The organism is uncultured Citricoccus sp. (assembly GCF_937871995.1).
Taxonomy (GTDB): domain Bacteria; phylum Actinomycetota; class Actinomycetes; order Actinomycetales; family Micrococcaceae; genus Citricoccus.
Map to the genome: position 1 here is coordinate 1 of NZ_CALMQR010000018.1, position 20,660 is coordinate 20,660.

The following is a 20,660-nucleotide window of genomic DNA, read 5'->3' on the forward strand; positions in this document are numbered from 1 at the left end:
GTGCCGGACGGCGCGGTGGCCGTGACGGGTGGCACGGCTGTCGTGACGGGCACGGGGGCCCCCTTGGGGGATTCCACGGGTGGGGTGCCGGGTGGCGCGGTGGTCGTGACGGACGCGGCGGCCCGCGCCGACGACAGCCCGGCCCGCCGGCTCGTGGACGAGGTGGCCGAGGACCTCGACGACACCGAACTGGCCTGGCTGACCCGGGCGGTGGGCCTGGACGCGGTGGCATGGCAGGAACAATTCGGCGTGGCCCGGGACGTCTCCGGCCTGACGGCCGAGCGCAACGTGCTGCGGTACCTGCCGGTGCCCGTCCTGATCCGCTGGGAGTCCGGGCCGTTGGCGCACCTGCTGCGCGTGCTCGCCGCCGGACTGCGCGCGGGCGGGCCGCTGACCCTGAGCACCCCCGAGCCGCTGGCCGCCGAGGTGCTGGACTTCCTGGTCGAGTCCGGGGCGCCCGTGGACGTCCAGGTGGAGACGACCTCCGCCTTCCACGCCCGCGCCCGCCAGCTGGCCCAGCTGCCACCTTCGGCCGAGGGCAGCGGCGATCCCCGGGTGCGGATGGTCCTGGACTGGGGGGCGAGTCCCGCCGGCGGCGACGCGGATGCGGCCGGTACCGTCGAGATCGGCGGGGAGGTCGCTGCGGAACAGTCCCGGGCCGCCGTCCTCGCCCTGCACGAGGCGGTGGACGGCTCGCCGGACCTGGCCGTCTACGCCGGGCCGGTGGTGTCCGCGGGGGACGTGGAGCTGCTGCCCTTCCTGCACGAGCAGGCGATCTCCATCACCGCCCACCGCTTCGGCACCCCGGACCACCTCACCGACGACCTGCTCTGACCCCGCCGCGGGCTCGCCCGCCGATCCGTCCGCCGGTCCTGCCGCTGGATCCGGCAGGCTCCGGGCGGCTCCGGGCGTTCGTCATGCCCTGCTGGACATCTCCTCCCGGTTGCCAGGATGAGATGTCCAGCAGGGCATGATTCGACGTGGCAGGAACTGACCGGCATGACCCTACCGGTGGGTAACATCTCGTGCGAGCATGGTCCCATGCACCTGCTCTTGCGCACCCTGCTGCTGCTCATCACCTCCCGGCGCCGCTCCCGGTTGAGCATCTGGGACAGTTCCTCCCTGCCGCTGAGGGCCCTGCCCACGGACATCGACATCGCGATGCACGTCAACAACGGCATGTACCTCTCCCTCATGGACCTGGGCCGGTTCGACCTGATGGTCCGCTCGGGTGCGTGGGACCTGTTCCGCCGCAAGGGGTGGACCCCGGTGGTGCAGGCCGAGCAGATCGCGTTCCGCGCGTCGATCACCCTGTGGCAGGGATACTCGCTCGAGACCCGCATCATCGGGCTGGACGACAAGTGCATCTGGCTCGAGCAGCGCTTCGTCGTGGACGGTCAGGTCTGCGCCCGGGGTTACGTGGCCTCGCGCCTCGTCGGCCCCGACGGGCCCGTGTCCAACGAGGAGATCATCGCCGCGGTCCGCGACGGGCTCGGTGAGGACGTCCCGGCGGACCTGGTCCTGCCGGAGTGGCTGCACGAGTGGCGCGTCGACGTCGCCCTGCCCGGGTCCCGTCGTCCGGCCCCGCACCTCTGGTGAGCCTCCCGGCGGCGGGCGACACCCGGCCCCGTGTCACCGACGCCCACCCCATGTGACGCCGGCACGTGCCCCCCCTGTGGCGCCTGCGCCCCCTGTGATGTCGGGGCCTCCCGTGACGTTGGCACCCGCCCCATGTGACACAGCGCCCAGCGGTGGCACCATGGGGGGATGAACAACCGCCTGCTGATCATCGGTGGACTGGTGATCCTGCTCTTCGTCCTGGTGGTCGCCTACCTCGTCGGCCTCTGGGCCTGGATCGTCCTCGGCGTGATCGTGCTGCTGCTGCTCGTGCTGGCGGTGTGGGACATGACGCAGCGCCGGCACTCGATCCTGCGGAACTTCCCGGTGATCGGCCACGCCCGCTACCTGCTGGAGTCGATCCGCCCGGAGATCCAGCAGTACTTCATCGAGCGGAACGTGGACGGCAAGCCCTTCGACCGGGACGCGCGGTCCCTGGTCTACTCCCGGTCCAAGGGCCAGGACGACCACAAGGCCTTCGGCACCGAGCGTGACACCAACCGGATCGGCTACGAGTACCTGCTGCACTCCACGGCCCCCGTCCCGACCCCCCAGCCCCTGCCCACGGTCCGCATCGGCGGCCCGGACTGCCTCCAGCCCTACGACATCTCCCTGCTGAACATCTCCTCGATGTCCTTCGGCTCGCTGTCCAAGAACGCGGTCCTGGCCATGAACAAGGGCGCCGGCATGGGCGGGTTCATCCACGAGACCGGTGAGGGCGGGCTGACCAAGTTCCACCGCGGCAACGGGGCGGACCTGTTCTGGGAGATCGGCTCGGGCTACTTCGGCTGCCGGACCGACGACGGCCACTTCAACCCGGAGCGGTTCGCCGAGAAGGCACGGTTGCCCGAGGTCAAGGGCATCACCATCAAGCTCTCCCAGGGCGCCAAGCCCGGGCTGGGCGGTGTGCTGCCGGCGGCCAAGGTCACCGAGGAGATCGCCGAGGCCCGCGAGGTGCCGGTCGGCGTGGACTGCATCTCCCCGGCCTCGCACTCCGCCTTCCACACCCCGCGGGAGATGGTGCGGTTCATCGGGCGGCTCCGCGAGCTCTCCGGCGGCAAGCCGATCGGCATCAAGTTCTGCGTCGGCTCCCGCACGGACGTGCTGGCGATGTGCAAGGCGATGTGGGCCGAGCGGATAGCCCCGGACTACATCATCATCGACGGTTCGGAGGGCGGCACCGGCGCGGCCGCGCTCGAGTACCAGGACAACGTGGGCACCCCGCTGACCGAGGGGCTGATGCTGGTGCACAACGCCCTGGTGGGCACCGGCCTGCGGCACATGATCAAGATCGGGGCGGCCGGGAAGATCATCTCCGGCTCGGACATCGTCAAGCGGCTGATCCAGGGCGCGGACTTCACCATGAGCGCTAGGGCCATGATGATGGCCACCGGCTGCATCCAGGCCCAGAAGTGCCACACCAACCACTGCCCGGTGGGGGTGGCCACCCAGAACCCGCGGCTCGTGCGCGCCCTGGACGTGGAGGACAAGTCCCACCGCGTGCACAACTACCACAAGCTCACCGTGCGCGAGGCGGTGCAGATGATGGCCTCGATGGGGGTCTCGAACCCGTCCCAGCTCACCACGAGGATGCTGCGGCGGCGCGTGGACCACCTGACCACCCGGTCCTACGCCTCGATCTACCACTGGCTGCGCGAGGACGAACTGCTCACCGACCCGCCGCGCGGCTGGGCCGCCGACTGGGCCGAGGCGGACCCGGACCACTTCGGCGAGCACGCGCCCCTGCCCTCCGCGGCCGGACCGCAGTGGCGCGACGAGCTGACCGTGGAGACCTCCGCACTGCCCCTGCGGGACCTGCGGCTGGCGGCCCTCGCGCGCCAGGCCGAGGACACCGGTGGGCCGGGCGCGGGGGAGGGGCCCGACGGCGGCGCGGCACCCCGCGAGAAGGTCCCGGTGGGCGCCGGGACGGGGGCCGGCGGGACCGCCACGAAGGACCGCCCGGGTGCCGGCCGCAGTGCCGCCGAGGGCGGGGGCCGGGGCGCGGACGAGGGCGTGCCGCAACCGCGCACCGGCGGCCTCGCCCCGGTGCGCGATGCCAGCCCGGCCACCGAGGGCACGCAGCAGGACCGCGGTACCCGGCGCGCCCAGACGGGGTCCACGCCCGTGGTCAGCGACGCGCCCCGCCCGGAGGGGCTTCCCGGCGACTGACGGCCCGGGTCAGGTGAGCGGGGCCGGGGCGATCCGGTCCGCGAGCCCTAGGGTCACGGTGACGAAGGCCCGCCCCGGGGCCGGGAGCCGCCGGCGCTCGGACCAGCCGATGGCCGCGCGCTCCAGGTGGGGCACCGGGTCCAGCGGGACGCAGGCCACGGGCAGGCCCTCGTAGGACACGTCCTGCCGGGGGCGCTGGATGAAGACGGAGTATCCCAGTCCGCGGGCGACGAGGGACCGGATCAGCTCGAAGCCGGGCGTGGTCAGGCGGACCGTGGGCGTCACGCCGTGGTGGGCGAAGTAGGACAGGATGTCCTCGGTGCTGGGGGAGACGTCCATGAGCAGCAGGGGCTCGTCCGCCAGCTCGGTGATCGGTGCCCGGCCGGCGCGGGCCAGCCGGTGGTCCGCCGGGAGCAGGGCGTACATGGTGGTGTCGTACAGGGGCGCGGACTGCACCCCCGGCAGGGCATGGAGGTTGTAGGCGAGCACGACGTCCAGGACTCCGTGGCCCAACTGCTCCACGAGCTCACGGCGGCCGCCGGTGGTGACGGACACGGTGACGTCGGGGTGCCGGCGGGAGAACTCGGACCACAGCAGGGGCAGGGCGGTCGGGGCCAGCGAACCGAAGCACCCGACGGCGAGGGTGCCTCCCAGCGCGCGCTCGCCGTCGATCTCCTCCAGCTCGCGCGCCTGGTCGAGGACGGACTGGGCCCGGGCCAGGAAGTCCTGTCCCGAGAGGGTCAGGACGACGCCCTCGGCCTTGCTCCGCCGGCACAGCACCGTCCCCGTGATGCGGTCCAGGGCGTCCAGGGCCTCGGTCACGGAGGTCCTGGACACCCTCAGCCGGGCCGCCGCGGCGCTGATGCTGCCGGTCTGGGCCACCGCGCAGAAGTGCTCGAGCTGGCGCAGGGTCACTCGCAACGGTCCTCGGCTTCCCGCCGGGTCCGCCCGGCGTGGTCAGCGGAGCTCGCCGCGGGCGGTCTCCGGCATCCTGATGATGACCACCACGCTAATCAGGCACAGGGCGATCATGTAGCCCACGAACACCCCGTGCATCCCGATGCTGGACAGCCAGGTGTTCAGGTACGGGGCGGTGCCCCCGAAGATCGCCCCGGAGGTGGCGTAGCCGATCCCGATCAGGGTGGCACGCAGGCGGGTGGGCACCAGTTCGGCGAACACCGCACCCAGCGGCGCGCAGTTGGCGGCCAGCAGGACGGACCCCGCGGCCATCGCGAGGAACAGCAGGACCGGACTGGGGCCCAGCATCCACTCCAGCGGGAAGGCCAGCAGCGCGAACCCCGCGGCGAAGACCAGCAGCACCGGTCGACGGCCGAACCGGTCCGAGAGCCACCCCATGACGGGGATGGCCACCAGGAAGACCGCCTGTCCGCACAGTCCGGCCACCAGCGAGGCGTTCGGGTCCATGCCGAACTCCCGGGACGCGTAACCGGGCGCGAAGATGAACCAGGTGTAGAACGCCACCACCCCGGAGATGGTCAGCCCGATGATCTGCAGCAGCGGCCTCCACTCGCGGCAGAGCTCGCCGACGACCTCCCGCAGGGACCGGCGCCGCTCCCCGTGCTGTGCCGTGTCCTGGGCCTTGCGCTCGGTGTGCACCTCCGACTCGTTCATCGTCTTGCGGATGTAGAGGGCGTACAGGCCGAGCACGGCCGCCACGGCGAACGGGATGCGCCAGCCGAACCCCGCCATCTGCTCCTCGGTCAGCAGGGCGGTCAGCAGCACGCCGATGCTGGTGGCCAGCATGGTGCCCACGCCCACGCCCAGCCACGGGGTGGAGGCCCACACGCCCCGGCGGTCCCGCGGGGCGATCTCGGCCAGGTAGGTGAAGGCGCTGCCCGTCTCACCGCCGTGGGACAGGCCCTGGACGAGCCGCGCCACGAGCAGGACGACACCGGCGAACACGCCCACGGCGTCGAAGGTCGGGGCCACGGCGATCAGCAGCGAACCGGCCGAGGCCAGCAGGATGGCCAGCGTCAGGCTGAACTTGCGGCCCTTCTCATCGGCCAGCCGGCCGAAGAGCCACCCGCCGACCGGACGCATGAGGAAGCCCACCGCGAACACCGCCAGGGTGGACAGCAGGCTGGAGACCGGATTCTCGGCCCGGAAGAACTGGGCGGCGAAGAACGGGGCGAAGATCGCGTAGATGTTCCAGTCGAACCATTCCAGCGCGTTCCCGATGTTGACGGCGACGAGGTCCCGCCCCCGGCCGGACCGGCGGGGCGCCCGGTCCAGGGGCTGGTGAGAGGTGACGGTGCTGTGAGTCATGTCACCCAGTCTCTGCCCGAATCGTTGACATCTTCAATGGACATCTGCGTGCATCGCATGCACACCGGATGTGCATGGCCCCCCGGGCCGGCCCGCCCTACGCTGGCTTCCATGACCCAGACCCCCACCCTGCCCGAACCGGCCGCACCCTCCGGGGCGGTCACCCCCACGCCTCCGCACCTGGAGTTCCTGGCCAGCCTCGCCGTCGAGGTCTCAGCCCCCGTGGAGGTGGGCCGGACGCGCACCGGGTTGCGGCGCGTGATCCCGATCTCGGGCGGCACGGTGACGGGGCCGGAGCTGAACGGGCGGATCCTGCCGGCGGGGGCGGACTTCCAGCTCATCACCTCGGACACCAGCTCGGACCTGGACGCCCGTTACGTGATCGAGACCGACGACGGCGACCGCCTGTTCGTCATGAACGCCGCCTACCGCACGGGCTCGGCCGAGGACATCGCGGCCCTGGTCCGTGGTGACGAGGTCCCGGCGGAGCGGATCTACTTCCGGTGCTGCCCGCGCTTCGAGGTGAGCGGTGATCGCTGGGCCTGGCTGGAGTCCACCGTCGTGATCGGCTCGGGCCGGCGCGAGCCGGACCGGGTGCTCATCGATTTGTGGCGGGTGCGCTGAGGCCTCAGTCCCAGGCGGAACCGGGCTGGATGAACTCCCCGGTGCGGGCGCCGTCCGGATCCAGGCGCCAGCCCACGCGCTTGGGGATGTTCGCGATGATCACGCTCTCGCGGATCTCCAGGCCCGGCAGCCGCCGCGAGGCGGCCTGCTCGACCGTCATGATGTCTGCCGCGGAGCGCAGCCACATCATGAAGGTGAAGTTCGTCCGCCCCGTGGTGGACGCGCACAGCCGCAGGGCCCCGAGGGAGGACAGGGCCGCCGCGGCGGCGTCGTGGTCCGCGGCCGGCAGCCGTGCGAACCACTGGCAGACCACGGGGTAGCCCGCAGCCCGGTGCGAGACCTCGCAGCGGAAGGACAGCGTGCGGCTGTCCAGGACCTTCTGCAGCCGACGCCGGGCGGTGGCCGGGTGCAGTCCGGTCTCCTCGGCGATCTGGGCCGCGGTCGTGCGGGCGTAGCGCCCCAGGGCACGCACGATCGGCCCGAAGGACGGCGGCGGGGTGACGTAGCGGGCGAAGGACTCCGGGCGCGGGCCGGCGGCGGCGCGCAGGGCGGCCCGCTGGTCGGGGGAGAGGGCGTCGAGCTGCCAGTTGCCGCCACTGCCGTGCAGCCGGGTGCAGAACGCGGTCTCGTACCGGGCCAGTCCGGGCACGCGGTCCAGTTGCGGGTAGACCGACTCGGTGAGGACCGCCTGGCTGGGCGTGATGACCGTCAGCATCAGGTCCCGGTCCCGGTGGCACTCCTCGATGGTGAACACGTCGGGCATGCCCGCGACCGCCTCGGCCACCTCCCGCCGCCGGCCGGGCGCGCACTGCACGTCGTGGAAGGACAGGGCCATCTGGTCGGGGTGTCCCACCGGGTGCGCCGTCATCCACGCCAGGCCGCTGCGCTCCAGGTGCCGCCACCGGGTGGCCAGCGAGGTGGGGTGCACGTCCAGGACCTCGCCGAGCACCCCCCAGGGCAACCGGGGGCCGAGCTGGAGGGCGTGGACGAGTTGGAGGTCCTCTTCCGTGAGCAGGGTCTCGATGTTCACTTTCTCCTCTATGGCCGGTTCGTGTGCAGATTCTCAGGGATTTCCCGCTGGGTGATGTACGCCACACCACAATGGTAGCCACACCCTGCACCGCATCCTGCCGACCCCAGACCTCGCGTCCCAGGGGTTGGTGGGCCCGACCGGGAGGTTCCCATGATCCCCACCACCGCGCTGGCCACGGCCTCGATGGCAGCGGCCGCCGAGCCGAGTCCCGTCCTGGCGCTGGCCAACACCCCGGTCCTGTGGATCTGCGCCCTGGGCGTGTTCCTGGTGGTCGCGGTCCAGTCCGTGATCTACATGAAGGCGGCCCGCAAGGCGGCCCCCTCCGTGGGGATGACGCCGCAGGAACTGCGGACCTCCTTCCGCACCGGGGCGATCGCCGCGGTCGGCCCCTCCCTGGCGGTCGTCCTGGTCGCCATCGCCCTGCTGGCCCTGTTCGGCACGCCGGCCACCCTGGTGCGGATCGGCTTGATCGGATCGGTGTCCTTCGAGACCGCGGCGGCGAGCATCGCGGCCGGCACCACCGGTGCGGAACTGGGCGGGCCCACCTACACCCCGCAGGTCTTCGCCATCGTGTTCTTCGCCATGAGCATGGGCGGGGCCATGTGGATGCTGGCCACCCTCATCCTCACGCCCCTGCTCCAGCGCGGCGGGCACAAGCTGGAGAAGGTCAACCCCGCCCTGATGACCGTGGTCCCGGCCGCGGCACTGCTCGGGGCGTTCATCTCCCTCGGCCTGGCGGAGGTCCCCAAGAGCCCCGTGCACGTGATCACGCTGCTCACCTCGGCGGCCGTGATGGGCCTCTGCCTGGTCCTGGCCCGGGTCCCCGGGCTGCGCTGGCTGCGCGAATGGGGCCTGGGCATCGCCATCCTCGTCGGGCTGACGGCGGCCTACCTGGCCCACTCGGCCGGGCTCGGCCCGGTCGGCTGACCCACCCCTTCCCCCTCCGGCTTCCTCCCGCTGACGCACATCCCAGGAGACTTCCATGACCGCCACCCTCACAGGCCCGCAGACCACCGCCGGCATGGGCGAGTTCGAGCGCACCACGTCCCGATGGGGCCGGCTGACCATGATCGCCGGGCTCGTGTTCTCCCTCGCCGGCCCGCTCTACCTCGTCTTCTTCGCCGACCTCGGCGTGACCGCCACCCAGCTGTTCACCGCCTTCGCCGCCGTGGCCGGCACCTTCTTCGTCATCTGGCTGGTCGAACCGCTGACCTACTTCCCGATCCTCGGCTCGGCGTCCATGTACCAGGCGTTCATGATCGGCAACATCTCCAACAAGCTGCTGCCCGCCGCCCTGATCGCCCAGTCCAGCATCGGCGCCAAGCCGGGAACCCCGCGCGGCAGCCTCGCGGCGGTGATGGCCATCTGCGGCGCCGCCGCCGTCCACCTGGTCTCCCTGTTCGTCTTCGTCGGGCTGCTGGGCACCTGGCTGATCAGCGTGATCCCGCCGGACGTCACCGAGGTGGTCCGCATCTACGTGCTGCCCTCGGTCATGGGTGCCGTGATCATCCAGGCGATCGTGAGCCTCAAGCAGGTCCGGGCCACCATCGTGGCCTTCGTGGTCGCCGTCCTGGTGCTGTTCGTGCTCGTGCCGCTCGTGCCGTCCCTGGCGATGGTGGCCACCGCGATCGTGGTGCTGACCACCCTGGTGATCGGGTGGTTCGTCCGCAAGCGCGAGGCGGGCGCGGGCCGGGACGCCACGCCCGAGGTGCCCTGACGGCGTGCGCGCCCCGTAGCATCCGAGGTGTCCGTGCAGGGCACCGGCCGAACATCCCACAGACCCCGCGAGAGGAACCGCGATGACCACCCCAGACCAGCAGCTCCAGACCCTCGGCTCGGACGTCGGGCCGGCCTCAACACCGGCCGCAGGACCGGGTCCGGCGCCGGCCGCCGGACTCGACGAGGGCCTGCGCGCCCGCATGCTGGAGTTCTACCGGCACCTGCACGCGAACCCCGAACTGTCCATGCAGGAGCACCGGACCGCGGAGTTCATCGAGGCCCATCTGGACACCCTCGGCATCGAGCACTTCCGCTGCGGAGGCACCGGGGTGGTGGGCGTGCTGCGCAACGGCGAGGGACCCGTGGTCGGCTTCCGCGCGGACACGGACGGCCTGCCGATCGAGGAGGACTCCGACGTCGACTACCGCTCCACCGCCCGCGGCACCCTGGAGGACGGCACCGAGGTGCCCGTGATGCACGGCTGCGGCCATGACACCCACGTCACCGCGCTGATCACCGCGGCCGAGGTGCTGGTCGCGGACCGGGACACCTGGTCCGGCACCGTGGTGCTGATCTTCCAGCCCGGCGAGGAGACGGCCGCCGGCGCGGCGGCCATGGTGAAGGACGGGATCTGGGACAGGGCGCCCCGCCCCGAGGTCGTCTACGGCCAGCACGTGATGCCCGGACTGGCCGGGACCGTGGCGATCGTCCCCGGCACCGCGATGGCCTACGCCGACTCGCTCAAGGTCACGCTCTACGGCGAGCAGTCGCACGGCTCCCAGCCGCAGGACTCCATCGACCCCATCGTGCAGGGGGCGCACATCGTCACCCGGCTGCAGGCCATCGTGGCCCGGGAACTCGACCCGCGCCGCGCCGCCGTCGTGACCGTGGGCACCTTCCACGCCGGACTGAAGGAGAACATCATCCCGGCGACCGCGGAGTTCACCCTGAACATCCGCACCATGGACGATGACGTCCGCGAGCACGTGCTGGCCGCCGTCCGGCGCATCATCACCGCCGAGGCGGCCGCCTCCGGGGCCCCCGAGCCGCGGATCGAGCAGCTCTACCGCTTCCCGCGGAACTTCAACGACCCGGCCGAGACCGCGGCCGTGACCGAGGTGCTGCGCGGGGCCCTCGGGGTGGACCGCGTGCGGGCCGCCGAGCCGATGATGGGCTCGGAGGACTTCGGGACCCTGCCGGGGGCACTCGGCGTGCCGAGCGTGTTCTGGTTCTACGGCGGCTTCGACCAGGAGACGGTGGACTCCGGCACCATGCCCGTCAACCACTCGCCGCGGTTCGTGCCCGTGCCCGAACCGACCCTGTGGACGGCGGCGACGGCGGCCCTCGCCGCGATCCGGAGCAGGCTCGGTTCGTAGTCCGCGGGGAGCCCGCTGACGAGGACTATCCTCATCGGGTGATGACCCGACCCGATCCCGCGCAGCCCGCCGACCCCGACCGCCGCACCCGGGCCTCGGGCGCGCTGCTGTTCGTGCTGTTGTGCGCGATGGGCGTCGGACCGCTGTTCAACTACGGCGTCTCCGTGTCCTCGGCCCTGATCATCGACCAGCTGGGCATCTCGGCCGGCCAGCTCGGCCTCGTGGTCTCGGTGGTGTTCGCCTCGGCAGCCATCTCCAGCATCTACCTGGGCCGGCTGGCCGACCGGATGAGCGCCCGGGCGCAGCTCGTGCTGATCTTCGCGGGCACCGCCGTGGCCCTGGTGGTCGGGGCGTTCGCCGCGCACTACTGGGTGCTGCTGTTCGCGGCCGTGCTCGCCGGACCGGCCCAGGCCATCTCCAACCCCACCACCAACCGCATCATCATCCGCGCCGTGCCCCCGGTGAGGCGGGCCGGCTGGATCGGCGTCAAGCAGTCCGGCGTGCAGGCCTCCCAGCTGTTCTCCGGCCTGTTCTTCCCGGCCGTGTCCCTGTGGCTCGGCTGGACCGGTGCCGCGCTCGGTGCCGCGCTGGTGGCCCTGGGGCTGCTGGCCTACGGGCTTGCGGTGGTGCCCACCCCGCGCGAGCTGGCGGCCCGGGCCGCGCGGGAGGCACGGTCCGGGCCCGGACCGGAGAGCACGACGCCGGCCGCCCCCGGCGATGCCCGGGCCGAGGACCCGGACGGGCCGTCGGCGGACCGGTTGCCGGCCACGGTGTGGATCTTCGCCTCGATCGCGCTGCTGTCCGGTTTCGGCATGCAGGCGACCAACGTCTACCTGCCGTTGTTCTCCATGGAGGCGGTGGGCTTCTCCCTCGTCCTGGGCGGCGTGGCCACGGCGGTGTCCGGCGTGATCGGCGTGGTCTCGCGCATCTGGTGGGGCCGGCGGATGTCGGCCGGCGTCAAGGCCTCGACGCTGCTGCTGATGATCTCGGCCGGCGCCCTGTCCGGGGTCGCCGCGTTCCTGGCCGCCGGGCTGTGGCACCTGCCGGCCCTGATCTGGGCGGGTGCGGCCCTGCACGGTGTCACGGTGCTCGGGGCGAACGTGGTCATCAACGCGGGCCTGATGCAGGTGGTGGCCCCGGAGCGGATCGGCGCCGCCTCCGGCATCAACTCGATGGGCATGTACTCCGGCTTCGCCCTGGGCCCGCTGGTGATGGGCGCCCTGCGGGACCTCACCGGGGACTTCTCGATCGGCTGGCTGGTCATCGCGGTGATGTACGTGGGCTGCTTCGGCATGGCCCTGTTCCTGCGCGCGCACGGCCGCCGCCAGCCGCGGTCACGGGTGACACCGGCCTAGACTCGGGGCCATGGACACCCCCGGCGCCAGCCCGCACCGTCCCCCTCGTCCCGCCGCGGCCGAGGCCCCTGCACCCGCCGGTGGCCCCCTCTGGGCGCGCACGGCGCTGCTGGTGGTGCCCTCGGTGTGGCTGGGGCTGATCGCCGGGATCTCCCTGATCGAGGCGCCGCTGAAGTTCACGGCCCCGGGGATCACGATCCCGCTGGGCCTGGGCATCGGACGCCGGGTCTTCCTGGCGATGAACATCGTCGAGATCGTGCTGGCCGTGCTGCTGCTCGTGGCGCTGTGGAGGTGCCTGGGCCGGCCCGGCCGGCAGCGGCTCTGGGCCCTGGGCTGGGCGGCCACCGCCGTGCTGGTGGTCAAGGTCGCCGTGATCCGCCCGTTCCTGAACGAGCGGACCGATGCCGTGCTGGCCGGGGAGTCCGAGGGCGGGTCCCTCACCCACTACCTCTACGTGGGGGCGGAGGTGGTGCTCATCCTCGTCCTGGGTGCTCTCGTGCTGGCCGCCGCGCGCGCCGTCGTCGGGCCGGGGACCCACCCGGGCGCCGCCCCGCGATCATGACCCGCGGGTCCGCCGCCGGGCCGCGGGCCGGCGGCCGTGGACCAGCCAGTACACGCCGATGGTGAGGGCCATCAGGCAGGCCAGCGCGAGGTACATGCCGGAATAACCGGTGACAGGCAGCAGGGCCCCCAGGATCACCGGGCCGAGGCCGATGCCGAGGTCGAGCATGATGAAGTAGGTCGAGGTGGCCACCCCGATCTGCAGGGGCGGCACCACCGTGACGGCGATCGCCTGCAGGCTCGTGAGCAGGGCGCCGAAGCCGATGGCCGTCAGTGCCGCCGCCGCGAAGATCCCCGCGGGCACGGGCCAGGCGGCGAGCACCGCGAGGGCGATCATGAAGGACACCAGGAGCGGGACGACGGCGGCGTTGTCGCCGAAGCGGTCGTGGATCGGCCCGACCACGAAGCGGGTCGCCACCAGGACGGTGCCGTAGATCAGGAAGAAGGAGCTGGCCACGGTCGGGCTGATGCCCTCCTGCTGGGCGTAGCCGTTGAGGAAGGCCAGCACCCCCGAGAAGGCGGTCCCGGCCAGCAGGATGACGATCGAGACGGGCAGGGCCTGCGGGGAGAGCATCCCGCGGACGGAGAAGCGCAGTCGCGGTCCCGAGCTATCTGGCCGGGGCGGCGCGGGCAGCCGGACCACCAGTCCGGCCGCGAGGCCGAAGAGCGAGAAGACGGTACAGGCCAGGAACAGGGAATCGAACCCGAAGGCGTCCGTGAGCTGGAAGGCCAGCAACGGCCCGAACGCGGAACCGGCCGTGGTGGACGTGCCGAACCAGCCGGTGCCCTCGCTGCGGCGGTGGCGCGGGATCAGGCCGATCACTGAGGCGGCCAGGACGGTGGCGGCCGCGCCGAAGGCGATCCCGTGGACGAAGCGCACGGTGATCAGCAGCGCGAGCGTATTCGCCAGCAGGTACAGCGTCGAGGCGAGCAGGAAGGCGATCAGGGCGCCGATGAGCACCCTGCGCCGGCCGAGGGAGTCCATGGCCTGGCCGGTGAGCAGCCGGGCGAACACCGCGCCCAGGACGTAGGCGCCGACCGCGAGCCCGGACATCGCGTCCGAGGCCTGGAACCGGTCCACGGCGTACAGGGCCATGGCCGTGACCAGGAGGTAGAACACCATGGCCAGGAACAGGTTGGTCAGTGAGGCGAGGATGAAGTCCCGGCTCCACAACCGGCTCGGTCCGGGGGGAACCGCACTGGCGGGGGGCATGGATCACTGGCCTTCCTGGGCGGGGGATGAGCCGTGGACGACACGGTTCGTAGGCATCCTAGTTCCCCCCGTCCGAGGTCGGAGCGCGGTCTACGCTGGTGGTCATGGCGAAACGCGGCTCCCTGACCTGGCTCTGGCTCATGGTCGTCGCCGCGATCCTGACGCAGACCGCGCTGAACCTGCTGCGTCCGGTCACCAGCTACAAGCTCCTGACCCTGGGCGCGGACGAGACCGCCGTGGGCCTGGCGACCGCCGCCTATGCGATCGTGCCGCTGGTGAGCGCCATGTGGCTGGGCCGGGTCACCGGCCGCTTGCCCTCCCTGCGCGGCATGATCGCCCTCGGCGCCCTCGTGATGTCCCTGGCCGGGGCCGCCCTGGCCTGGGGGAACTCGGTGGTGATGATCATGGCGGCCTCGGCGCTGCTGGGCATGGGCCATCTCGTCTTCACGATCGCCGGCCAGGCCGCCATCGGCCGGCGGGCTCCCCGGGAGATGATGGACGCGGCCTTCGGCTGGTTCACGGCGGCGTTCTCCGTCGGCCAGATGGCCGGCCCCCTGCTGTCCGGACTCATCCTCGGCAACGTCCCGCTGGCCCAGGCGGCCACCGGGGGCGGACTGGACGAGGAGATCACCTGGGCCCTGTGGCTCGGCGCGGGCATCTCCCTGCTGGCCGTGCCCGTCATGTTCTCCCTGCGCGCCCAGACCGCTCCGGACCCGACGCCGGCCGCGGACTCCCGGCCCGGCGGCGCCGTCGACGCGACCGCCGCTCAGCCCACGGCGCAGAAGGCGACGGCGCCGCGCATCCTCCGGGTGCCCGGGGTGCCCTCCCACATGCTCGCCGCCCTGGCCCTGCTGGCCGTCATCGACATCCTGACGGCATTCATGCCGCTCGTGGGCGAGGCGGCCGGGGTCTCACCGCTGTGGGTGGGCGTCCTGCCGGGTCCGTGCTGTCCAGGATCTTCCTGCCGTGGTTCACCGCCCGCTGGTCCCGGAACACGCTGGTGCTGGCCGCGCTGCTGGTCTCCGCGGTGACGATCGGACTGGTGCCCCTGGCCCTGGAGCCGTTGGGCGCCCTGTGGCTGGCGGCCGTGCTGATGGCCGTGGGCGGGTCGTTCCTCGGGCTGGGCCAGCCCCTGACGATGACCCTGATCGCGCAGGCGGTCCCGGCCGACTGGCGCGGCGCCGCACTCGGCCTGCGCCTGGTCGGGAACCGCCTCGGGCAGGTGGTCCTGCCGGTCGTGGCCGGCGTCGTCGCCGCACCACTCGGTCCGGCCGGAGGCGTGTGGTTCGCCTGTGCGGTGCTCGGGCTCTCCGGGCTCGAACGGATCCTGGGCCGTCACACCGGCCCGAACACACCCGGCCCGGACACCCCGGGGGCGAACGGGTCCTGAGGGGGCTCAGCCCCGACGGGGCTCAGTCCTCGTTCTCGTCCTCCTCGCCGTCCCATTCGCCGTCCGCATCGGGATCGGCTCCGGGTTCCTCGGGGCCGCCCTCCTGGTAGTCCGGGATGCCGTTGTAGTCCTCGTCACCGTCCAGCAGGAAGGTGTCCCGGCGCAGGGGGTCGATCGCGTCCAGGGTGTCCGGGTCATCCGACGAGCCGAAGTCGACGGTGCCGTCGCGGCCGTCGGCCGGTTCCTCCAGATCGTTCTCCGGCTCCTCGATGAACTGCTGTTCGAGTTCGTCTTCGTAGCGGGCCAACACGGACCTCCTCGATCTCGGGCGGCCCGGAGAGTGGGCTGATCCGCCTCCATCGGCCGCATCGTGGTTCCAGTCTAGTGTCGGCGGCGCCCGCGCGGCAGGGCCATCAAGGCCAGACCGACAAGGGCGATCATCAGCGTGCCGACGCCACCGAACAGCCACCCGCTCGCACCGGTCCCGGCCGTCCGGTCCACGTGGACCGCGTCGGCCGCGGCGTCCCGGTCCTCATCCGCTGCGGAAGCTGTGGAGTCCGGGGTGCCTGCCTGCGGCCCACCGGCCCCGGTGCCACCCCCGTCGGCGGCCTGACCGGTGCCGAGGCCGTCGAGCAGCCTCTCGGCGTCCTCCAGGACGCGCTTGGACCCCGCACCGAGTTCACTCGGGACCACTCCTGCCCACGGTGCACCACTGCCCGCCGCGGGGGCGGGACGCGGGGGCAGGACGACGGCCGGGCCACCGGTGGGACCCTCGGTGGGGACTGCATCGGTGGCCGTCTCCTCGCCGCCCGAGTCCCCGCCGGCCCCCTCCGAACCGGGGCGGGGCCGGTCGGCGCCACCGGGCGTGACCGCGCCACCGGGCGTGACCGCCCCGGAATCCGCGTCATCGCCCGCTCCGGGGGCCGGCGACGCGCCGCCCGGGAGCGTGCCGGTCTCGTCATCGGATCCGTCACCCGGCGTGGCGGGGGCAGTGGTGGTGCCGGGTGAGGACGGACGGGACGTCGGCGTCGGGGTGGGGGAGTCCCCGGGCGCCGGTGCCTCGCTGGTGGGCTCGGGAACCGGGGTCGGTGTGGGGGCGGCCGTCGTGGGCTCCGGGGTCGGATCAGCGGGTCCGGGCGGCGGCGTGGGAGTGGGTGTCGGTGTAGGGGTCGGCGTCGGGCTGGCGGCACCGGGCTGGACGAGCACGCCGATCTCGCAATGGGCCTCACCGCCCCGCCCGTCGGAGGCGATGACGGCGAAGTTGTCCTGACCGGTCGCACCGGCCGGAGCCGCATAGGTGATGACGTGGCCGGCGACGGTGGGCTGCACCCCGAGCATGGAGACGTCGGCGCGGAGCGTGACCGGGTCCCCGTCCGGGTCCGAGACGCTGACCCGGATGGACTCGGTGGAGCCGTTCTGCGTCATCACCCCGCCGCACGTCAGTTGCGGGGCCTGGTTCGGCGTCGCTGCCACGGTGGGGGAGGTGGAGGGCGAACCCTCGGGCGCGGGCGACTCGGTGCCGGTGGCGGCGGCCGGGGCGGTCAGCGCGGTGGCGGCCAGGAGGGTGCTGCACCCGACGGCGGCGACACGGCTCAGCAGAGGGCGCGCGTTGCGTGGACGATGTGGGGTTGCCAGTCGGTGGGCAGTGGTGGTCATTCAGGTGCCCCCCGGCTCTGAAGTACATTGGCCCCGTGCTGTCCGCCCCGTCGAGCGTGACGGACAGCACCGGCGTACTCGTAATCATACCGTGATGTTGGGGCCTTGGCTATCACAGTCACATCACGGTGATCACGGCGGCCTCCCGGTGCCGCGACGTCGGGAGGCCGCCGGGGGCCGGATCACCGGCCTGGCCTGGCCCGTGGCCCGGCCAGGCCAGTCGCGGTCGGGCAGACCGACCGCGACCGGGCGCTGCCGGGCGCCGGTCAGACGACGCGGCGTTCGGGGACCGAGACCTTCGCCGGGTCGTCGGTGACCACGTGACCGATGGCGGCGTCCACGGCCGCGAGGGTGGACTCGTCCAGGGTGATCCCGGAGGCCCGGACGTTCTCCACGATCTGCTCGGGGCGGGACGCGCCGACGATGGCGCCGGCGACGTTCGGGTTGGACAGCACCCAGGCGATGGCCAACTGGCCCATGGTGCAGTCCAGGTCCTGGGCGATCGGCTTAAGCTTCTGGACGGCGGTCAGGACGTCATCGGTCAGCCACGCGGCCATGGTCTGCTGACCGCCGCCCTTCTCGTCGGTGGCCCGTGAACCGGCCGGGGGCTGCTGGCCGGGCAGGTACTTGCCGGTCAGGGTGCCGCCGGCCATCGGGGACCAGACGATCTGGGACATTCCGAGGTCCTCACACGCGGGGACGACCTCGGGCTCGATCACGCGCCACAGCATGGAGTACTGGGGCTGGTTGGAGATCAGCTGGATGCCCAGCGACTTCGCCATGGCGTGGGCCTCGCGGATCTTGTCCGCGGGCCACTCGGAGACGCCGATGTACAGGGCCTTGCCGGACCGCACGACGTCCGCGAACGCCTGCATGGTCTCCTCCAGGGGGGTCTCCACGTCGTAGCGGTGCGCCTGGTAGAGGTCCACGTAGTCCATCTGCAGACGCTGCAGGGAGCCGTTGATCGACTCGAGGATGTGCTTGCGGGACAGTCCGGTGTCATTGGGACCCTTGGGGCCGGTGGGCCAGTAGACCTTGGTGAAGACCTCCAGGGATTCCCGGCGCTCTCCCTTCAGCGCCTCGCCCAGGACCGACTCGGCCTTGCCGTTCGCGTAGACGTCGGCCGTGTCGAAGCTGGTGATGCCCTGGTCGAGGGCGGCCCGGACGCAGGCGTGAGCCGTCTCGTTCTCCACCTGGGAGCCGTGGGTCAGCCAGTTGCCGTAGATGATCTCGGAGATCTTGAGTCCGCTGTTGCCGAGGTATCTGAATCTCATGGATTCACCCTAGTCGGCCGGGAACGGCAACGGCCGCCCTCCCGACGGGGAGAGCGGCCGTTGCGGCGTCTGATCAGATCAGAGCGGGCGGACTGCAGCAGCCTGCATGCCCTTCGGGCCCTGCTGGGCCTCGAACTCGACCTTCTGGTCCTCCTGCAGCTCCTTGAAGCCGGAGCCCTCGATGGCGGAGAAGTGGACGAAGATGTCAGCGGAGTTGTCGTCCGGGGAGATGAAGCCGTAGCCCTTCTCAGCGTTGAACCACTTGACGGTACCGGTGGCCATGGATGCCTCTTTCATTGGGGTGTTTACCCACGGGGATTCCCGCGGGGGCGAAGCGGTGTGTGGCGAAACCGCTTCCCAACGCCCCGTCCAGCCCGAGAGCTGACCGGTCCGCAGTGATGACGGACTTACTGCTACTACACTTCGTCGCCCATATTACGTGAGAGTGGTCGAAACAACAGCCCCACGGGGTCGAATCCTCGGCGTTGGCCAAGAATTCACCCGGAGCGTGAGGCATAGACCACCCGGTTCTCCAGGTACTGGTCCCGGCCGGTGTCGAAGACCCCCGTGCACGTGATCAGCCGGATCTCGTCACCGGCCACCGCTCCGTAGACCTCGAGCGTGGGGAAGTCGTCCACCGGGTGGTCCTCCACGCGATCCACCCGGTAGACGCGGGCGTCCCCGCCGGCGTCGGTCACCCGTACCTCGTGCCCGGGGCGCAGCTCCGGCAACCGCCCGAAGACCGCGGGCCCGGCCGGGGTGTCCACGTGGGCGACGAAGACGGTCGGGTGGCCTCCGGCCGGATCCTCGTCCGGGGAATACCACCCGACGTCCTCGCCGCTGTCCGGGACCCCGAGCGTCCCGTCGTCCTGGACCTGTACCCCGATGAGTCCGGTCCGCAGGCCGATGGCCGGGATCTCCAGTCCGGCGGGAGCGACAGGTGTGGCCAGGGTGTCTGCGGGTCCCTTCCATGCCGACTCCACGTTGTTCAGGAACGCGGACGTATCCATCGAACAACCCGCCAGGGACACCGCCAGTGCGGTCCCGGCCAGCACGGTGCTGAGACGCCGGGGCCGCACGGGGGGCCGGCGGGTGTCCACGGTGGATACGTCCCGGGGGCTCATGCCGCGCTTCGCCTCCGGCGGACCAGCGTGTAGGCGCCCAGGCTGACCGCGGCCGCGAGGGCGCCCGCCGTGGCGATCGGCAGGACCACGTTCTGGCCGGCGGCCTCGCCCCGGCCGGCGTCGACGCCCCCGACCGGCAACTGCGTGTCGTCCCCGGACGGGGCGCCGGGACCGGTGCCGGCCTGGTCCGGCGCGGTGGCGGCGCACCCCGGGTCCGTCAGGGTGCCGTCGCCATCGCCGTCACCGGTGGCCGCTGCCGCGGTCTCGACGAGGCCGTCCGTGCCGTCCGTGCCGGCCTCGATGGTGGCGTCACCGGTGCCGGTGTCCGTGGGTGCCGCGTCACCGGTCCCGGCATCCTGCTGGTCCCCGGCGGCGGCGTCGGTGCAGAGGCCGTCCTGCTCCGCGGGGCCCGCTGCGGGGATCCCCTCGGCCGGTTCCGCGTCGGCGGGACCCGCCTCGGCGCCGACGGGCGGTTCGTCACCCGTCTCCGGGGTGGGCGCCTCGCCGGTACCGGAGGTGAGCGCCTCATCGGTGCCGCCGGCGGGTGCCTCGCCGGTCTCGGCGGGGGCCTCCTCACCGGTTCCGGTGACTGGTTCGGGTGCGGTCTCGACAGTGGCCTCGGCGCCACCGGTCCCGGCCGCACCCTCCACGTCCGCCACCACGATGGTGCTGGCAGGCCCTTCCGCGAGGTCCAGGTCCGTGTCGGCGTGTGCTGCGGGTGCCAGCATCACCGTCGTGACCAGGCCCAGGGCTGCCATCCCGGTGATGGCCGGCGTGCGTCGGTAGAGGGGGGTCGTGTGCTGCATCAGAAGATCCTTCGTCCGCTGGATCCAGCCCGGGGTGGACTGGTAGCACCCCAACCTATGAGAGGGCTGTGAATGGGGCACTAGTAGGCACTACCCGACGTGCACTGCCGACGACCACGTCATCGGGCGCCGCCCTACTCGGTTTTTGAGTCTGTTTCGGTCCCGCTTCGCTTCCTCAGGGCTGAGGATCCCGGCCGCGGAGCCGGTCCATCTGACGGCGGTCCCGCTTGGTGGGGCGCCCTGCGCCGCGATCGCGCTGGGGGACGGCCAGCAGTTCCCGGGGGATCGGCGGCGGCGAGTGGTCGACGTAGTGGCGCACCGCCTCGGCGGCCCCGACCCGTTTGGCCAGCAGGCCGGTGACCTCCAGGACCCTCTCCCGGCCCGGCTGGCGCAGCCGGATGGTGTCACCGGGCTTGACCGGCTGGGCCGCCTTGGCCGGCTGGCCGTTGAGACGCAC

Annotated in this window: 21 protein-coding genes and 1 pseudogene; 11 read left to right on the forward strand and 11 right to left on the reverse strand. The window is 72.2% G+C overall.

What is annotated here, in order from left to right:
• The 3 genes and pseudogenes from Q0283_RS01720 to Q0283_RS01730 all read left to right on the forward strand — a co-directional run.
• A pseudogene (locus Q0283_RS01720) lies at positions 1-834 on the forward strand (hypothetical protein); the annotation flags it as partial.
• Between the two features lie 207 nt (positions 835-1,041).
• Entirely contained in the window at positions 1,042-1,599 is a 558-nt protein-coding gene (locus Q0283_RS01725; RefSeq protein ID WP_298042267.1) for a thioesterase family protein, read from the forward strand.
• 168 nt (positions 1,600-1,767) lie between these two features.
• A complete protein-coding gene (locus Q0283_RS01730; protein WP_298042270.1) occupies positions 1,768-3,786 on the forward strand; it encodes an FMN-binding glutamate synthase family protein in 2,019 nt (672 codons plus the stop codon).
• Between the two features lie 9 nt (positions 3,787-3,795).
• On the opposite strand, the gene Q0283_RS01735 is transcribed toward Q0283_RS01730, so the two are convergent.
• Together Q0283_RS01735 and Q0283_RS01740 are read right to left on the reverse strand one after the other, a co-directional pair.
• Positions 3,796-4,701 (reverse strand): LysR substrate-binding domain-containing protein, encoded by a 906-nt coding sequence (locus tag Q0283_RS01735; RefSeq protein WP_298042273.1) that lies wholly within the window; start codon positions 4,699-4,701, stop codon positions 3,796-3,798.
• A gap of 42 nt (positions 4,702-4,743) precedes the next feature.
• A complete protein-coding gene (locus Q0283_RS01740; RefSeq protein WP_298042275.1) occupies positions 4,744-6,072 on the reverse strand; it encodes an MFS transporter in 1,329 nt (442 codons plus the stop codon).
• 111 nt (positions 6,073-6,183) lie between these two features.
• On the opposite strand from Q0283_RS01740, the gene Q0283_RS01745 reads away from it, so the two are divergent.
• A complete protein-coding gene (locus tag Q0283_RS01745; RefSeq protein WP_298042277.1) occupies positions 6,184-6,696 on the forward strand; it encodes a DUF3237 domain-containing protein in 513 nt (170 codons plus the stop codon).
• Between the two features lie 4 nt (positions 6,697-6,700).
• Here Q0283_RS01745 and Q0283_RS01750 read toward each other — a convergent pair whose 3' ends face one another.
• A complete protein-coding gene (locus Q0283_RS01750) occupies positions 6,701-7,726 on the reverse strand; it encodes an Lrp/AsnC family transcriptional regulator (RefSeq protein ID WP_298042280.1) in 1,026 nt (341 codons plus the stop codon).
• Between the two features lie 153 nt (positions 7,727-7,879).
• On the opposite strand from Q0283_RS01750, the gene Q0283_RS01755 reads away from it, so the two are divergent.
• From Q0283_RS01755 to Q0283_RS01775, 5 genes are all read left to right on the forward strand, one after another.
• Complete coding sequence (locus Q0283_RS01755; RefSeq protein ID WP_298042283.1) at positions 7,880-8,656, forward strand: DUF5058 family protein; 777 nt, start codon at positions 7,880-7,882, stop codon at positions 8,654-8,656.
• 55 nt (positions 8,657-8,711) lie between these two features.
• Positions 8,712-9,446 carry a hypothetical protein gene (locus tag Q0283_RS01760; RefSeq protein WP_298042285.1) on the forward strand — a complete coding sequence of 245 codons (735 nt, stop codon included), beginning with the start codon at positions 8,712-8,714 and terminating at the stop codon, positions 9,444-9,446.
• A 202-nt stretch (positions 9,447-9,648) separates the two neighbouring features.
• On the forward strand, positions 9,649-10,824 hold the full coding sequence (locus Q0283_RS01765) for an amidohydrolase (protein WP_298042307.1): 1,176 nt from the start codon (positions 9,649-9,651) through the stop codon (positions 10,822-10,824).
• A gap of 41 nt (positions 10,825-10,865) precedes the next feature.
• Positions 10,866-12,179: an MFS transporter gene (locus Q0283_RS01770; RefSeq protein WP_183528610.1), complete on the forward strand. Its 1,314-nt coding sequence runs from the start codon at positions 10,866-10,868 to the stop codon at positions 12,177-12,179.
• 10 nt (positions 12,180-12,189) lie between these two features.
• Positions 12,190-12,741 (forward strand): hypothetical protein, encoded by a 552-nt coding sequence (locus tag Q0283_RS01775; RefSeq protein WP_183528049.1) that lies wholly within the window; start codon positions 12,190-12,192, stop codon positions 12,739-12,741.
• On the opposite strand, the gene Q0283_RS01780 is transcribed toward Q0283_RS01775, so the two are convergent.
• Positions 12,736-13,953, reverse strand: coding sequence for an MFS transporter (locus Q0283_RS01780; RefSeq protein WP_298042288.1), 1,218 nt, complete (start codon positions 13,951-13,953; stop codon positions 12,736-12,738). The two genes, Q0283_RS01775 and Q0283_RS01780, sit on opposite strands and share 6 nt — an antisense overlap.
• 104 nt (positions 13,954-14,057) lie before the next feature.
• Between Q0283_RS01780 and Q0283_RS01785 the strand changes: the two genes are divergently transcribed.
• Together Q0283_RS01785 and Q0283_RS01790 are read left to right on the forward strand one after the other, a co-directional pair.
• Entirely contained in the window at positions 14,058-14,984 is a 927-nt protein-coding gene (locus Q0283_RS01785) for an MFS transporter (protein ID WP_298042291.1), read from the forward strand.
• Entirely contained in the window at positions 14,897-15,343 is a 447-nt protein-coding gene (locus Q0283_RS01790) for an MFS transporter (protein WP_298042294.1), read from the forward strand. Before Q0283_RS01785 ends, Q0283_RS01790 begins: the two co-directional genes overlap by 88 nt.
• Before the next feature lie 22 nt (positions 15,344-15,365).
• On the opposite strand, the gene Q0283_RS01795 is transcribed toward Q0283_RS01790, so the two are convergent.
• The 7 genes from Q0283_RS01795 to Q0283_RS01825 form a co-directional block, all read right to left on the reverse strand.
• Positions 15,366-15,650 (reverse strand): hypothetical protein, encoded by a 285-nt coding sequence (locus tag Q0283_RS01795; RefSeq protein ID WP_183528045.1) that lies wholly within the window; start codon positions 15,648-15,650, stop codon positions 15,366-15,368.
• 74 nt (positions 15,651-15,724) lie between these two features.
• Positions 15,725-16,999: an Ig-like domain-containing protein gene (locus Q0283_RS01800; RefSeq protein ID WP_298042296.1), complete on the reverse strand. Its 1,275-nt coding sequence runs from the start codon at positions 16,997-16,999 to the stop codon at positions 15,725-15,727.
• 266 nt (positions 17,000-17,265) lie between these two features.
• Positions 17,266-18,273 (reverse strand): aldo/keto reductase family protein, encoded by a 1,008-nt coding sequence (locus Q0283_RS01805; RefSeq protein WP_183528042.1) that lies wholly within the window; start codon positions 18,271-18,273, stop codon positions 17,266-17,268.
• A 78-nt stretch (positions 18,274-18,351) separates the two neighbouring features.
• A complete protein-coding gene (locus Q0283_RS01810; RefSeq protein ID WP_010145723.1) occupies positions 18,352-18,555 on the reverse strand; it encodes a cold-shock protein in 204 nt (67 codons plus the stop codon).
• A 215-nt stretch (positions 18,556-18,770) separates the two neighbouring features.
• Positions 18,771-19,397 carry a class F sortase gene (locus Q0283_RS01815; protein ID WP_183528040.1) on the reverse strand — a complete coding sequence of 209 codons (627 nt, stop codon included), beginning with the start codon at positions 19,395-19,397 and terminating at the stop codon, positions 18,771-18,773.
• A complete protein-coding gene (locus Q0283_RS01820) occupies positions 19,394-20,203 on the reverse strand; it encodes a hypothetical protein (RefSeq protein ID WP_298042302.1) in 810 nt (269 codons plus the stop codon). The genes Q0283_RS01815 and Q0283_RS01820 overlap by 4 nt, the downstream gene beginning before the upstream one ends.
• Before the next feature lie 175 nt (positions 20,204-20,378).
• Positions 20,379-20,660 (reverse strand): RNA-binding S4 domain-containing protein (locus Q0283_RS01825; protein WP_298042304.1); only part of this gene is annotated, 282 nt, incomplete at its 5' end.

Coding starts and splice junctions, on each gene's coding strand:
- Q0283_RS01755 (WP_298042283.1), top strand. CDS start 7,880: ATGATCCCCACCACCGCGCTGGCCACGGCCTCGATGGCAGCGGCCGCC.
- Q0283_RS01780 (WP_298042288.1), bottom strand. CDS start 13,953: ATGCCCCCCGCCAGTGCGGTTCCCCCCGGACCGAGCCGGTTGTGGAGC.
- Q0283_RS01810 (WP_010145723.1), bottom strand. CDS start 18,555: ATGGCCACCGGTACCGTCAAGTGGTTCAACGCTGAGAAGGGCTACGGC.
- Q0283_RS01775 (WP_183528049.1), top strand. CDS start 12,190: ATGGACACCCCCGGCGCCAGCCCGCACCGTCCCCCTCGTCCCGCCGCG.
- Q0283_RS01820 (WP_298042302.1), bottom strand. CDS start 20,203: ATGCAGCACACGACCCCCCTCTACCGACGCACGCCGGCCATCACCGGG.
- Q0283_RS01740 (WP_298042275.1), bottom strand. CDS start 6,072: ATGACTCACAGCACCGTCACCTCTCACCAGCCCCTGGACCGGGCGCCC.
- Q0283_RS01730 (WP_298042270.1), top strand. CDS start 1,768: ATGAACAACCGCCTGCTGATCATCGGTGGACTGGTGATCCTGCTCTTC.
- Q0283_RS01815 (WP_183528040.1), bottom strand. CDS start 19,397: ATGAGCCCCCGGGACGTATCCACCGTGGACACCCGCCGGCCCCCCGTG.
- Q0283_RS01785 (WP_298042291.1), top strand. CDS start 14,058: ATGGCGAAACGCGGCTCCCTGACCTGGCTCTGGCTCATGGTCGTCGCC.
- Q0283_RS01745 (WP_298042277.1), top strand. CDS start 6,184: ATGACCCAGACCCCCACCCTGCCCGAACCGGCCGCACCCTCCGGGGCG.
- Q0283_RS01765 (WP_298042307.1), top strand. CDS start 9,649: ATGCTGGAGTTCTACCGGCACCTGCACGCGAACCCCGAACTGTCCATG.
- Q0283_RS01760 (WP_298042285.1), top strand. CDS start 8,712: ATGACCGCCACCCTCACAGGCCCGCAGACCACCGCCGGCATGGGCGAG.
- Q0283_RS01805 (WP_183528042.1), bottom strand. CDS start 18,273: ATGAGATTCAGATACCTCGGCAACAGCGGACTCAAGATCTCCGAGATC.
- Q0283_RS01770 (WP_183528610.1), top strand. CDS start 10,866: ATGACCCGACCCGATCCCGCGCAGCCCGCCGACCCCGACCGCCGCACC.
- Q0283_RS01725 (WP_298042267.1), top strand. CDS start 1,042: ATGCACCTGCTCTTGCGCACCCTGCTGCTGCTCATCACCTCCCGGCGC.
- Q0283_RS01800 (WP_298042296.1), bottom strand. CDS start 16,999: ATGACCACCACTGCCCACCGACTGGCAACCCCACATCGTCCACGCAAC.